General features: G+C 47.8%; 13 protein-coding genes and 1 pseudogene. 7 read left to right on the forward strand and 7 right to left on the reverse strand.

The window, feature by feature from the left end; genetic code table 11:
- Positions 1 to 199: pseudogene (locus IBX50_RS11045) on the forward strand (hypothetical protein); the annotation flags it as partial.
- A 12-nt stretch (positions 200 to 211) separates the two neighbouring features.
- The gene (locus tag IBX50_RS11050) at positions 212 to 541 is read left to right on the forward strand and encodes a hypothetical protein (RefSeq protein ID WP_292255852.1); all 330 of its coding nucleotides are present in this window, start codon (positions 212 to 214) and stop codon (positions 539 to 541) included.
- Here the strand turns inward: IBX50_RS11050 and IBX50_RS11055 are convergent.
- Entirely contained in the window at positions 531 to 2,330 is a 1,800-nt protein-coding gene (locus IBX50_RS11055) for a phosphotransferase (RefSeq protein WP_292255853.1), read from the reverse strand. The genes IBX50_RS11050 and IBX50_RS11055 overlap by 11 nt on opposite strands.
- An 89-nt stretch (positions 2,331 to 2,419) precedes the next feature.
- On the opposite strand from IBX50_RS11055, the gene IBX50_RS11060 reads away from it, so the two are divergent.
- On the forward strand, positions 2,420 to 3,202 hold the full coding sequence (locus tag IBX50_RS11060; protein WP_292255855.1) for a DUF3750 domain-containing protein: 783 nt from the start codon (positions 2,420 to 2,422) through the stop codon (positions 3,200 to 3,202).
- Here the strand turns inward: IBX50_RS11060 and alaC are convergent.
- A complete protein-coding gene (alaC, locus tag IBX50_RS11065) occupies positions 3,156 to 4,382 on the reverse strand; it encodes an alanine transaminase (RefSeq protein ID WP_292255858.1) in 1,227 nt (408 codons plus the stop codon). The genes IBX50_RS11060 and alaC overlap by 47 nt on opposite strands.
- A gap of 248 nt (positions 4,383 to 4,630) precedes the next feature.
- Between alaC and IBX50_RS20725 the strand changes: the two genes are divergently transcribed.
- Complete coding sequence (locus IBX50_RS20725; protein ID WP_366930714.1) at positions 4,631 to 4,816, forward strand: CopG family antitoxin; 186 nt, start codon at positions 4,631 to 4,633, stop codon at positions 4,814 to 4,816.
- Positions 4,817 to 5,342: 526 nt separating this feature from the next.
- Here IBX50_RS20725 and drt3b read toward each other — a convergent pair.
- The 3 genes from drt3b to IBX50_RS11080 form a co-directional block, all read right to left on the reverse strand.
- Positions 5,343 to 7,376 (reverse strand): antiviral reverse transcriptase Drt3b, encoded by a 2,034-nt coding sequence (gene drt3b, locus IBX50_RS11070; RefSeq protein WP_292255860.1) that lies wholly within the window; start codon positions 7,374 to 7,376, stop codon positions 5,343 to 5,345.
- Positions 7,373 to 8,662 (reverse strand): antiviral reverse transcriptase Drt3a, encoded by a 1,290-nt coding sequence (gene drt3a / locus IBX50_RS11075; RefSeq protein WP_292255863.1) that lies wholly within the window; start codon positions 8,660 to 8,662, stop codon positions 7,373 to 7,375. Before drt3a ends, drt3b begins: the two co-directional genes overlap by 4 nt.
- Before the next feature lie 265 nt (positions 8,663 to 8,927).
- Positions 8,928 to 9,110: a hypothetical protein gene (locus tag IBX50_RS11080; RefSeq protein ID WP_292255864.1), complete on the reverse strand. Its 183-nt coding sequence runs from the start codon at positions 9,108 to 9,110 to the stop codon at positions 8,928 to 8,930.
- An 89-nt stretch (positions 9,111 to 9,199) separates the two neighbouring features.
- On the opposite strand from IBX50_RS11080, the gene IBX50_RS11085 reads away from it, so the two are divergent.
- Entirely contained in the window at positions 9,200 to 10,546 is a 1,347-nt protein-coding gene (locus IBX50_RS11085; RefSeq protein ID WP_292255866.1) for an MATE family efflux transporter, read from the forward strand.
- Here the strand turns inward: IBX50_RS11085 and IBX50_RS11090 are convergent.
- Together IBX50_RS11090 and IBX50_RS11095 are read right to left on the reverse strand one after the other, a co-directional pair.
- On the reverse strand, positions 10,488 to 11,003 hold the full coding sequence (locus tag IBX50_RS11090; protein ID WP_292255867.1) for a GNAT family N-acetyltransferase: 516 nt from the start codon (positions 11,001 to 11,003) through the stop codon (positions 10,488 to 10,490). The two genes, IBX50_RS11085 and IBX50_RS11090, sit on opposite strands and share 59 nt — an antisense overlap.
- Before the next feature lie 17 nt (positions 11,004 to 11,020).
- Complete coding sequence (locus tag IBX50_RS11095; protein WP_292255868.1) at positions 11,021 to 12,847, reverse strand: ABC transporter ATP-binding protein; 1,827 nt, start codon at positions 12,845 to 12,847, stop codon at positions 11,021 to 11,023.
- A 218-nt stretch (positions 12,848 to 13,065) separates the two neighbouring features.
- Here IBX50_RS11095 and IBX50_RS11100 point away from each other — a divergent pair, with 218 nt between their 5' ends.
- Together IBX50_RS11100 and IBX50_RS11105 are read left to right on the forward strand one after the other, a co-directional pair.
- Positions 13,066 to 13,380 carry a 4Fe-4S dicluster domain-containing protein gene (locus tag IBX50_RS11100; protein WP_292255870.1) on the forward strand — a complete coding sequence of 105 codons (315 nt, stop codon included), beginning with the start codon at positions 13,066 to 13,068 and terminating at the stop codon, positions 13,378 to 13,380.
- 12 nt (positions 13,381 to 13,392) lie between these two features.
- A partial coding sequence (locus IBX50_RS11105; RefSeq protein WP_366930715.1) for a heterodisulfide reductase-related iron-sulfur binding cluster occupies positions 13,393 to 14,262 on the forward strand: 870 nt, incomplete at its 3' end.

Consider the following 14,262-nt stretch of genomic DNA (forward strand, 5'->3'; position numbering starts at 1 on the left):
AAGCTTCCAGTTCAAAGCTGGTGGTGTGTTGCTGAACAAAACCATTTCAGCAGGACTGGCGGATTATCCCACCGATGGTCAGGCCTTCTGGCAAGTACTCAAGTACGCGGATGTCTCCCTCTATGCTGCTAAAGACGGCGGTCGTAATCAGGTGGTACGTTTTACACCCGAGCTTTGGATATCTGAAGAAAAATATTAACGGAGTTAACTCTTGCTGAATCACTTGGAGCGCTTGGCTCAACGCTTGGCCTTCCTGAAAATACCAGCCCTGTTGCTTGCCGCCACAGGGCTGATTCATTTTGTGCTGACCCTGCAACTCCCCGGTATCCTGTTGGTGTCCTGGGCACTACTGCTATACAGCTTTTTAAATCTGTTCCACCGCCTGCCTGCCGCCGCCCAGCCAGATCAGGGCTTTTTTAAACGCCTGAAAATGCGTGTGCACCGCAGTGGTTACTGGCTGCTGCTAATCGTTTTTGTATTTCTCACCCTTGCCATTCTGATGATGACCCTGCGTGGCCTGTTACTATTTTTCAGCAGTTAAGCCGTTCAAAATGCCGAGTGTTCTTGTAAGGCATCTTCATAAAACCGGACACACCCAGACCTTTGATCTGCGGAATAGCTGCACGGATGCGCTGCAAACAGGCGGCAAACTCCGCCTCGCGTGAGGCATCCAGCAGCACATAATAACTGTGCACCTTAAGGTGTTTTGGCAGGGCTTCAAAAATGATCAACCCCGTGTGACGAAGGGTATTGAGGTGAGCAATTTCATCCAGAATTGCCGGTGGTAAATGCAACAGTTCATCTGGGTCATCACCATCCTCAAAGTAGGAATGACTAAGGCTGCTATCCTCTGCAGCCGGGGTCGGCAGCACTTCATAAGGCAATAACCAGTCATCCGGTGGCACAAAAAGCTGGTTTTCATTGTCCCGCTCCAGATGCCGTGTGGCACGAGCATCAAACATACAACACTTGAACACTCCTTCTTGCCGGTTGATGGCTCTTGCCAGAGTCACCAGATTATTCACTGAATCCACAAAAGACTGACGCAAGGCTGGATCATGCAGTTTCAGATTGGAATCCACCAGCAGTTGTTGCCCTTGCCAGTGAATCGCCAAACCACCCAGCAGCGGGTATTTACCCAAGCGACTGACTGCTGCCAGAAAGGCTTTTTCCGTGTCACCCATGCCCTGCAGGAAGTTTTTGTAATACTTCTCCAGCTCCACATCATTAATACCCGCCAGCAGGCTTAAATCCGGTTGTTCCGCCCGTAAAAAACTGCGGCGCGAGCTGTACACCACCGTTTCCAGCGCCTCCCGCTGTTCAGTCACCCAAACCGGCAACTCTGGCCGTATCTCTTGTTGTATCTCAGGGTCAGTCTTATCCGGCAGCACCCAGCGCTTTAAGTGATGCGCCTGTTGTATCATCCGGTCACCGGCTTCTCGCCGTTGTTGCGGATCACCGGCCAGCAACTGCTGCAGGGTTTCACCAAATGCCGCGGGCAAACCCAGCGACGTGGCCGGAATGGCATGAATACCGTGGCGACAGGATTGAGCCGACGCCAGTGCATAAAGGGTTGCAGCCAGCCCCTGTTCATCAAATCGAGGTGAACTCAACCCGCCATTTAACTGCTCATCACCGATAAAAAACACATCACCCAGCCGGGCATTACTGTCCAGAGCACCACCCAGCCCGAGAGCACTACTGCCAAGCGGCTGACCCCTGGCATCCAACTGGGCAAACACACTGGAGCCCCAATCAATCAGTTTGATGTTTTCTGTTTGTGGGTCAAACACAATATTGGAAGGTTTGATATCACCATGTACTACCGGCGCTTCACCCTGTTCGTTATGGTGATTGCGCAGGGCATTCAGCACCTCTACCAGTTGCCAGGCCAGCCGCAGGATCAGCCGAGCAGGCAAACGCCCCTGTAACAAAGACCAGGCTTCCAGATCCATACCCCGCGCCCGTTCCATCACCAGCACCGACTGGCGTGCCAGCCGGGTGTATTCATACAGGCGAGGAATAAACGGATGAATCACCTGCCCCTGCATCCAGGCTTCGTCTTCCAGACGATCCTGCACGGCCTGCGGCAGGTTGATACGAGAAAACTTGAACACATACTCACGGCCATCCGTGCCACGACCACCAAACACAAAACCGAACGCCCCTTTACCCACCAGCTCAATGTCATTAAAACCCAGCTGGCGCAACTGCTGCTGACACAGACTGATCCAGTCACGTACCTTCTGAGCATCTTCATGGCTCATCAGGTAAAGTGACTGCTCTTCATTGATGTAAAACTGCTGCAGCAGCGGCGTATCGGTAGCCATAACTGTCCTTTGCAGTGAATTATTTTTATGATGATGGCTCAAACAAAGCTGATTGCAAACTCCTGATATCCGGACTTTAACCCAACACCATGATCAAGCGTTCCTTTCGATACCTGACCCGCACCCTACTGCTGTTGCTGGCTTTAGTGGCAATCCCAGCATTAATGACAGCCTGCAGCCTGATGAAACCCACTGTACACTGGTCAGAGGCGGATCGTTCCAGCGCCGGATTGGCACCCCAGGCTGAAGCAGTTTCCGAGGCAGTGGTGCTGGTGTACGCAGCACGTACCTTCGGCTGGCGGGGCAACTTTGCCGTGCACACCTGGGTTTCCACCAAGCAAGCGGATGCTGATCATTGGCAGGTGCATGAAGTAATGGGCTGGCGTAGCCCGATTGTACGTTCCGGCCCAGACCTGCCGGATCGCCGCTGGTACGGAGCAGAACCCAGACTGCTGGCCGAACTACGCGGTGCTGAGGCTGAAGCAGCCATTCCGAACATCCTGAATGCCGTGCAGACCTATCCCTACCCGGATATCTACGAAGCCTGGCCTGGCCCCAACAGCAACACCTTTGTGGCCTGGTTAATCCGAGAAACCCCACAACTGGAAGTAGTGCTGCCAAATATTGCCATCGGCAAGGATTATCCAGCACCCGGTGCCTTCAACCGCACCCCCAGCAACAGTGGTTATCAGGCCTCATTGCTGGGTTATGCAGGCATTGCCACCAGTGTGCAGGAGGGGCTGGAAGTCAATCTGCTGGGACTGAACTTCGGTCTTGACCCCTGGCATCTGGGAATGAAGCTGCCCGGATTCGGGCAGCTGAGTTTCAGGAGTCCCTGGCCAGCAGGCCATCATGACGGAACATCGCCTTGATGCCTCGCACTGCCTGACGGATGCGGCTTTCGTTCTCGATCAGGGCAAAACGCACATAGTTGTCGCCATAATCACCAAAACCGACACCGGGTGAAACACACACCTTGGCCTCGGCCAGCAACTTCTTGGCAAACTCCAGTGAACCCATGGCCAGATATTCATCCGGGATTTTTGCCCAGATGTACATGGATGCCTTGGGTTTATCAACCATCCAGCCAGCTTCATGCAGGCCTTTCACCAGTGTATCGCGGCGTTTGCGGTACTGCTCGGTGATATCCAGCACACACTGCTGATCCCCTTCCAGCGCGGCAATGGCAGCCACCTGCAAGGGTGTGAAGGTACCGTAATCGTGATAACTCTTGATGCGTGCCAGCGCCTGCACCAGCTCAGCATTACCCACCATAAAACCGATACGCCAGCCAGCCATGTTGTAACTTTTGGACAGGGTGAAAAACTCTACAGCCACCTCACGCGCCCCTTCCACCTGCATGATAGACGGCGCTTTCCAGCCATCAAAAACGATGTCGGCATAGGCCAGGTCATGCACCACAATGATGTTGTGCTCCCGCGCCAATGCCACCACCCGCTCAAAAAAGTCCAGCTCTACACACTGGGCGGTTGGGTTGGATGGAAAACCCAGAATCATCATTTTGGGTTTGGGAATACTTTCACGAATTGCCCGTTCCAGCTCCACAAAAAAATCCACGCCGGGAATCAGCGGCACTGAACGCACCTGAGCACCAGCAATCACCGCACCGTAAATATGAATCGGATAACTGGGATTGGGCACCAGCACCATATCACCATGATCCAGGGTGGCCAGCATCAGATGCGCCAGACCTTCCTTGGAGCCGATGGTGACAATGGCTTCCGTTTCCGGATCAATCTGCACATCAAAACGCTGCTGATACCAGTTGGCAATGGCCCGGCGCAGGCGTGGAATACCGCGAGACGTGGAATAACCGTGGGTGTTTTCACGCTGAGCTACGGCACAGAGCTTTTCAACAATGTGCGGCGGTGTGGCGCCATCCGGGTTGCCCATGCTGAAATCAATAATGTCCTCACCACGACGGCGAGCAGCCATCTTCAGCTCAGCGGTGATGTTGAATACATAAGGAGGCAAACGGTCAATGCGGGAAAAACGGCGTGCAGAAGGCACACCAGAGGTGTCTTTAGTCATTTTACTCTCGTTAGCGTCAGCGCCGGGAACCGTCCCAGCGACGTGGGTCGAATATCCGACCCGGACAAAAGCATATAATGCCAAATGAAAAAAAACCAGAGCGTGGATTGAAAAATCGGCTTGTCTGAAACTCAGGCACTTTTCGGCAGCTTAGTTGCTTACTCACAGCACTTTTTGACGCTTGCGTATATACTTAATGACTCCGAGCAGAGTCAGATCGAAGTTTCTTTTAATGCCTGATTTCAAAAATGAAGCAGAAGAGCGGGAATTCTGGGAAAGCCACGACTCCCACTGACTACCTGGACTGGAGTCAGGCCAAACCAGCTTCGCTCCCAAAACTGAAACCATCAACCAAGACAATCTCACTCCGATTGCCGGAAACTTTGCTCGATCGGATCAAGATCGAAGCTAAGAAGCGTAATATGCCCTATTAATTACTGATCAAGGCCTAGCTTGCAGGTGATTTGAACAACAGCCGCCACACTTGAGTGTGCTTAGCAGGCGAATACCAGTCAGAAAAAGTCAGAGCCTGCAAATCATCTAGTCATCTGATCAAGGTAGCATCCGTAGAAATTTCCAGCCAGTACACCTGTGATTATGTCAGATGATGCATACAGCCACCTAAAAAGTACAGTTAAGTTTGCAAAGACTACAGGATACTAAAAAGATTGGATTTATCGGGTTGTTTCGCAATTGTTACAAACAGCCGACTAAACGTAGAAGTAGTGGTTAAACTTATGTTAGCACTCAACAAGCGTTGAAATGGTTTGAGGAGTGTGACAGATAGCCTCAGCATCAGGTGTGTGGAGCAGCCATACCATGTGGTAAATTACTCCTCAACCTCCTCAAAAAACCAACCTTGCGGGCGGACAATTTGTTGAGGCGAAAAATTTTGCAACGTGTGAACGTGCAAAATAAAGCAATATTGACCCACCTGTCACACATATAGAGAATACCACATTAGTATGCCCTTTTCAACGCCTTTCTTTCTAGAGCCTTTATTAAATCGAGGTCTTCCCACTTTACAAACCAATATATTTGCGAGATTTGATTCAGCATATCCTGGACACCAGCAGCATCAAAAGACTGTCCAGGCTCGAAAATCGACAAATATTCACCCAACATTTTTTCCTTAGTTGAGGAATCAACAAAAGGACAGCACAGTAAATCCAAAAACAAATAAACAGACTCTGCATCTTGCATCAAGTCAAATTTCTTCTTATAAATCCTTTCCAAAGCAAAATCTATTAGCTGATCCCTTTCATCCTTATAATCCTTTCGATCCCTGAAGTAGTAAAGCAGGCACACGATATCAAAATATGTAACATCTTCCGGATCCGCCTTGCTAAAGGCAAATTTAGATTTAGAGATTGCATAGTTTTCGCCAAAGCCACTGGTAGCAATAATAATATTTAGTCGCTCTAGCGAAATATAGCCATTCCGGTCATCATTCTTATCTCTTTTAAATTCAAGATTTTCAACATTTAAAACAACAAGAGATCTATAGGCAGCCAGATATCCAGCCAAATTATTTTTTATAAAATCATCAACAACAAGAATTATTCTTGCAACTTTCTCAGAAGAAGATACCGATGGACTTACGCTATAAAAGAAAAAAATTAGTCTTAGTAAAACAAAAAAAGCATCTCTGACCCGAATAGCCAAGCCCCAGTCTTCTTTTTCTTCTTGGCTATATACTTTGTAACTTTCGACCAGACGCAGAACTCTATTATACAAAACACCTACAACATACGGAGATACATCACTATATTTAATCTCAACACCCCCCATCAAAAGCTTCACATTATTTATGAAGCTTTGTTCAAGCTTATCCATCCTATTTATAAGTTTAGGATATATCACCTTTCCATTTAATCTAGAACCTTGTTCGAAAAGTGACTCATGCAGATCATAAACGACATTATTGACACCAACAACAACCCTAGACTTTAATGTAAAGAAAGGCCTCTCGCACCTGCTTATCTTCATCTCGTTAAAATGCATATTATAGAATGAAAGACTATCCTCCATCTCATCACAAACTATTTTTGCAATAGAGGCATCTTTAGAAAAAACAACATAATCATCAACATACCTCACAACCTCATAGTTTTTGCCAAAATATAATCCGTGTTTATTTTTTAGACTTATTTCCACCTTACGATCTATCTCTTGGAATATGATCTCAGCAAAAATCCTACTAAATTCAGAACCAACTGGTATTCCGTTCGTTTCATTATTATTGCTTCTTTGCATCACAGTATCAAGCTTTTGGCAAAATTGATTGCTATTACCAACAAATTTTTTTACATATTCTTTATTTTTGACAGCCCAAGAAATAGTATGCGTATATATAGAGTCAAAGCAATTTGCAACATCAAAAAACCACATTTGTGGAAAACGTTTTTCAAGATCAAAATATCTAGCTGAGTTAAAAAATTTATAAAACCTATCAAAACCACTATAGCTAAAAAATGAAGAAGCATGCTTTCTTTTAAGATCATCCTCGAGCGTATCTATATTTATCTCTTTATACTTTTTTATTGGCATCTCATCATTAGCATAGAATGAACTACCTACTTTGGAAGGCCGTCTTATAGAAAAGACACTTTTATCACAAAGATAAGTGATCGCATCAGAGTACTCGCCATATATGTGACAGTAGTTTTTTTGTGACCTAGGGTGGATCAGAGACAATGTTCTAAGACTGTTTTCATTTTTTATTATTTTATACTTCATTGGATAACTTTGCTTATTCTGATCTCTCATGGCATCAGCTTTATTTTTAGTCGCATCCTCACTAGGCGCAATCAACTTTACATAAAGAGACTTAACAATATTGAATTTATTATAATGCTTGCCTACAACCCTGTGATAATTAAGATAGCAACCATCATTAGAAAAAATGATTGGAACATCTGAGGGCAAGGTATCTGTCAGAACTGCCCTCATATAATCTTTTTTATCCAGAGATATCTTCCTGGCATTATTCATTTCCAAATCCTTACTATCTCAGCAAGCCTATTGTGGCTAAATCTTTTATGGGGCCTATTAATAAATCCATAAGAAAAATTAAACTTCAGCAACTCTTGTTTTTGTCTAAGCGAGAGGCTACCCGCATAAATTTTAGGCAGTCTTTTATCATTGCCAAACAATAGAAACCTCATGAATTTATCGATATGCGCCAATTGTAATGATGGGAAATCACAAGCCGAGTTATTATAATAAATACCCACAGGCATTATACTTGAGTTATCTTTTTTTACAAACTCTCTATTTGTTGACAAAAACCTAACCCTATCCTTAAGAAGTAAAAAATCACCTGTCTTTCCATAAGAATAGAAAGACTTACAAAGCTTATCCTTTATTCGCTTAATCTTACTTGGAGACAAGTCTACTTTTACTTTTCTGAATACTGCTGGTGCTACATCTCCATTCTCCACTTCAACTCCACCGTTGATTTTGGTTGGTAGAGGAGAATCAGCCACAACAAACCTAAAACCTAAAAAGTCAAATTGCGCCACGTCATTGTCATAATATATACTTCCAGCTTTTTTACGCTTACACAATACTTTAATTTCAGTTTTTGAACTATTGAAAAAGAGGCCTTTAGGTAGTGCACGGGTGACATCTTCCTGAAAAGCAATTGCGTCACACTCATTGGAGGCAACAATCAAAATATCATCAACAAACCTTGAATAAAAGAAAACATCATTTCTAGAGAGCACATATGAATCAAAATCTTTGAGATACAAATCAGATAATATTGAGCTTGTTTCTATGCCTCGCGGAACGCAAACTCCTTCTACTTCATAAAAATAATCAGCCATTCTTTTTATTATTTTTTTTGTGTGCATTGACAGAGCAGGAATATCTTGGACTTTTCTTTCAAGCTCCTCCTTTTGAATATTTTCAAAGAACGACTTTATGTCCAGTCTATATATATTATATGGCGTCCCATCAGCTAAAAACACTCGTAACTCTCTAGCAATCTTTGATCTTGACTTATTGCAACCTGCAAAAGATCTCTTTAAATACGAAACACATGTTCTAACCACAAGCCTCTGGGACAGACTTGAAAGAGAGAAGCTTTTCTTCTTACCAAGAAAAAAACAATTATAAATAATTCCATCAGGAAATAATCTGTCTGACTCCTCTACTGCTTTTTCCACTACGTTTTTACGATACTCATTATCCGAAAGTGAGCAGTCATTATAGAAATCTTTTTTAGAAAACTGTCTAGCTAGCGCTGACTCATTAAATGCCTGTATTCTACTCAAAGCCCCCCCTAGACCCCACGTGATCTTTTATTTTCAACACAAAATAACACCAACATATCATGGACATATATTAATATCCATACCAATATAATTGGTATTTCATCTTAGCTAATTTTGCAACCTGGTTACTCATCCACAAATAATTTTTGACCACTTTCAATAGCAATGGCACTCCACCATTCTTATCTTATTCTTATTGGCAGTTTTATGTAACTACGGTCTTACCTAAACTATTTTTACCATAACTGGTTTGTGTGACTACTCATTAACCGGCATTGAAAGAACGAATATTCTGCAGGCGTTGCTTGTGGATTTTCTCTGCACGGGCAAGAGATTCAACAACACTCTGCGAAACAGCCAGAAGAACCTTTTCCATGTCTGCATCATTTGAGTAAAACAATTTGTCCTCACGTACCTCAACTGGCTGGCTTTCGGTCTTGTGTTTCATGAAACCTCCACAATATGAGTAAACCTGTTTTGATTATTACGCAGTGCCGCTAGTATGGCAACCAGCTCACCCACCAGATCATTGCCTCAATGCCGATACCTTTGACTTTGCAGCCTCCATCCCAGACGCGTCCTTTGTTTCGTCTGGCCTGGCCGATTTTGTTGTCCAATTGCACTATCCCGTTGCTGGGATTGGTGGATACCGCCGTGCTGGGGCATTTACCGGATGGTCGTTATCTGGCTGCGGTGGCGCTGGGTGCGGTGGTATTCAGTTTTTTGTACTGGAGTTTTGGTTTTTTACGCATGGGAACTACCGGTTTGGTGGCTCAGGCCTGGGGTAGGCAGGATCAACCGGCTCTGGGGCGTTTGATTTTTCAGGCTCTGGGGCTGGCATTGCTGTTAGGGCTGGCTTTGCAACTGCTGCGTCCTTTTATTCCCTTCTTGTTGTCCCTGTTGGATGGCGGCGCTGAAACACGCCAGCTGGCAGCTGAATACATCACCATCCGCCTGTGGAGTGCCCCTGCCGTACTGATGCAGTACGTGGTGCTGGGTGTTGCCATCGGCCTTGGGCGCAGTCGAGTCGTGCTGGTGCTGCTGATATTAGTTAACGGTATAAATATCCTACTGGATCTCTGGTTTGTACTGGGGCTGGGTATGTCCAGCAACGGTGTGGCTCTGGCTAGTCTGCTGGCAGAATGGATCGCCGCTATCGCTGGGCTGTTCTGGTTGTTGCGCACCTGCCAAAATCTCGGCATTCAATTGTTACAACCCACAGCAGATGCCGCTGCTTTTAAACGCCTGATCAAGGTGAACAGTGATCTGTTTGTTCGTACCCTGGCACTGCTGTTGGCTCTGGCTTTTTTCACGCGTCAGGGTGCCCAGCAGGGCAATGAGGTGTTGGCCGCCAATGCGGTGTTGATGCAGCTGGTGATGTTATCCAGTTATCTGCTGGATGGTTTTGCTCAAGCGGTGGAAGCACGTTTTGGTGCTGCTTTTGCCCGCAGCCATCAGGAAGCAGTGCAGGTTTTTCGTGCCGGGCTGTTTTTATCAGTCGTCACCGCTTTGCTGCTGACATTGCTGGTCTGGCTGGGTGGTGCGTGGTTGATCCACCGGCTTACTGATCTGCCGGAAGTGAGGCAACTGGCAGAAAGCCACCTGCCTTGGTTGTGGCTGATTCTGCCGGTTTCACTCTGGTGTTATCTGTTTGATGGGGTATTCATCGGAGCCACCTGGACGGATGCCATGCGCAACACCCTGCTGGTATCTGTTGGTGGTTATCTGCTGGCCTGGTGGTTATTGCAGGATTGGGGTAATCACGGCCTCTGGGCTGCTTTTCTGGTATTTAATGCCCTGCGAGGGTTAACACTGGGCTGGGTATTCAGAAAACGCTTTCACGCGACCACACCCGATATTCCACCCCCTCACCATAACTATTGAGTTTGTGTTGCAGTTCGGCATCTGGCTGCTGCACCACAAACCCCCAGCGCTGCCAATAATCACCGGAACCCTGTACCGCCACCAGACAAGCCACATCCAATCCAGCCTGAGTTAGCGCAGTAAAAAAAGCCTGGATTAATGCCCGACCAGCACCCAGCTTGCGCCCTACCGGTGCCACCGCCAGATCATGCAAATAAAAACAATCTGGCTGTTGTGGCAACTGGCATTCTGGGCTGTTCAGCGTTAGCAGCTGATGCAACAACCAAGGCAGGGATAACAAATAAGCCACCACCCTGCCCTGATATTCAGCCACAAAACAGCTATCCGGTGCTGCCGCCAGCTTGGCCCCCATTGATTGGGCTGACTCTGGCTCCACCTCGGTGTAACACAGCGCCTGAATGGTCAGAATGGCGTCCAGATCTTTCATACTGGCACTTCTGATCTGTATTTCATTCATTATCACCCCCCCTACCATTAGTTTTCCGCGAGGAAACCACCGGACTGACGCGCCCACAACTGTGCGTACAGTCCACCACTGGCAATTAGTTCTTCATGGGTGCCGCTTTCAACAATACGTCCCTGATCCATCACCACCAGCCGATCCATCTGGGCAATGGTGGACAGGCGGTGGGCAATGGCAATCACTGTTTTGCCCTGCATCAGGCGATTAAGGTTGTCCTGAATGGCTGCTTCCACTTCCGAATCCAGTGCCGAGGTGGCTTCATCCAGAATCAGAATCGGTGCATCCTTCAGCATTACCCTGGCAATGGCAATACGCTGACGCTGACCACCGGAGAGTTTTACGCCCCGCTCACCCACATGGGCATCCATTCCCTTACGTCCTTTGATATCTTCCAGCGCGGGGATAAAGGCATCAGCCTGTGCCTGGACTGCTGCATGCCATACGTCTTCTTCTGTGGCATCAGGTTTGCCATAACGGATGTTGTCCCGTACTGAACGGTGCAACAACGAGGTATCCTGACTGACCATACCTATCTCGGCACGCAGGCTGTCTTGCTGCACTTCAGCAATGTTCTGCCCATCCACCAGAATACGTCCGCCTTCCAGATCATAAAAACGCAGCAGCAGATTCACCAGTGTGGATTTTCCGGCACCCGAACGCCCCACCAACCCGACTTTTTCACCCGGTTTGATATCCAGTGACAGGTTTTCGATCACTCCCGAACCCTTGCCGTAATGAAAACGTATGGCATCAAAATGAATGCCACCCTGCGCCACCTGCAAGGTGGGTGCATTGGGCAGATCTTCGACCATCTGGGGTTTGGAGATGGTGCCAATACCATCCTTAACCGTGCCGATGTTTTCAAACAAGGAGGCCACTTCCCACATGATCCACTGGGACATGCCGGACAGGCGCAACACCAGACCCAACGCCACTGCCACAGCACCAACACTAATCAGCTCACCTAACCATAACCAGATGGAAAGACCTGCCACCGACAGCAGCAACAAAGAATTCAGCAGGTAAAGACTGGTGTTAAAACCCGTTACCAGCCGCATCTGTTTGTGTACTGTCACCAGAAAATCACCCATACCTTCACGGGCAAAAGTGGACTCACGCTGGGCGTGGGAAAAGAGTTTTACCGTCTGGATGTTGGTGTAGGCATCCACCACCCGCCCAGTCATGATGGAACGGGCATCAGCCTGTTGTTGTGCCACTCGCCCCATTACCGGGATAAAAAACCGCATCAGCAGGATATAACCCGCCAGCCAGACCAACAGCGGCAGCATCAAACGCAAATCAGCAAAAGCAACAATCACCAGCGTACCGATGAAATACACTGAAACGTAGTTCAATACATCAATCAGCTTGATGACACACTCACGCACCGCCAGTGAAGTCTGCATCAGCTTGGTGGCAATACGCCCAGCAAATTCGTCCTGATAAAACGCCATCGACTGTTTCAGCAGATAACGGTGTACCGTCCAGCGGATACGCATAGGGTAGTTGCCCATCAATACCTGAAAACTCAGCAGCGAATGCAACAGCACCATCAGCGGCAGGCCAAGAATCACCAGCGCCATACCCAGCAGCTTCCAGCCTTCAGTCGCTATAAAGGTTTCGCGGTTCTGCACCGACAACCAGTTGACCACCTCACCCAGAAAACTGAACAGCCACACTTCCACCAGCGCAATACACGCCATCAACACAGCGGTTGTGGCAATCCACGGCCAGGCACCACGGGTGAAATACAGACAAAACCCCAGCAGAGAACTCGGTGGCTCTTGGGGTTCTTCTGACGGGAAAGGATTTAAACGGGATTCAAACCAGCGCAACATGTCAGGCATCCTGCAAAAAATGAAAGCGATCACTTTAACATAAAATATAGACTAACCGGTCAACTTCGTTTAAACCCGGCAAAACCCACCTATTGCTTGTTGCAAACCTGACAGTCCACCCCACAAACCCGCACCACAAGCCAGTTAATCAACCGGCACAAGCCTTGCATCAACCCCTGCAAACTGTCTTTTAGGAATTCAGAGCAAGAGGCAAATCAATGAAACATTTTCTGGACTGGAGTGGCTACAAGGATGCCGGTATGGGTGATGCCTATGCTGATATACCCAAACAAGGCGGTGATTTTGCCAAGGCTGTGGCGGTGTGTATCAACAGCCGCCAGTGTGAAACCCAGGATCGTGGTGTGATGTGCCCCAGTTACCGGGTCACCCAGAATCCATCACTAACCCCCGGTGGCCGAGTAAAACTGCTGAAACAGGCATTAAACAGTGACTCAGCCGAAAGCCTGATGCGGGATAAAACCCTGGCCGAAGCCATGGATATGTGTGTTGGCTGCAAGGGTTGCAAACGCTAGTGTGAAAACAGCGTGGATCTGGCACAAATCAAGATTGAATACCTAGCACAGCGCCAGCAGCTGCGTGCACCCAGCCTGCGTACCCGGTTGTTTGCCCACCTGCCTCGCTGGTTGTATCGCTGGCCGTTACTGGGGCGTTTGCCTCATTGGTACAACCGTTCTACAGGATTACAACAACTACTCAGCCGTTGGCTGGGTCTGGCTAAACGTGATTTTCCGGTCACCCAAACCCAACCCTTTGATGATCGTGCCCTGCCAACCCAAGCCACCGATCTTAAACTGGTGTTATTTGTGGATTGTTACAGCCGCCATTATCAACCGGAAGTCGCAGAAGCCGCGATTGAGCTGTTACAAGCAGGGGGATGTGAAGTGCAGCTGGTCTACCCGCTGCTCAATGCCATCGATCCAGATCGGCCTTTGTGTTGTGGGCGAACCTATCTGGCACAAGGCTTGGTAAAACAGGCCAAAGAAGAAGCCTTGCGAGTGATCAATGCTCTGCTGCCGTGGGTTGAGCAGGGTTATCCAGTGGTGGGGCTGGAACCTTCTTGCCTGCTGGCAATACGAGATGATTACCGGGCACTGGGGCTGGGGGATGCAGCAGATAAAGTCAGCCGACAAGCCTGGTTGCTGGAGGAGTTTCTGGCACGGGAGTTACGCAGTGGCAAGCTGCAACTGGCTTTCACTCCAGACCCGGATGGAAAACCCCTGCTGGTACACGGCCACTGCCATCAAAAAGCTGTAGGAGCCATGAAATCCATGCGTAAGGTGTTGGGTTATCTGCCGGATACTCAGGTGGAATTTATAGAGGCCAGTTGTTGTGGCATGGGTGGCAGTTTTGGTTATGAACAGGAACACCTGGCTTTGTCTCAGGCCATGGCTGAA

Source organism: Marinospirillum sp., from assembly GCF_014859565.1.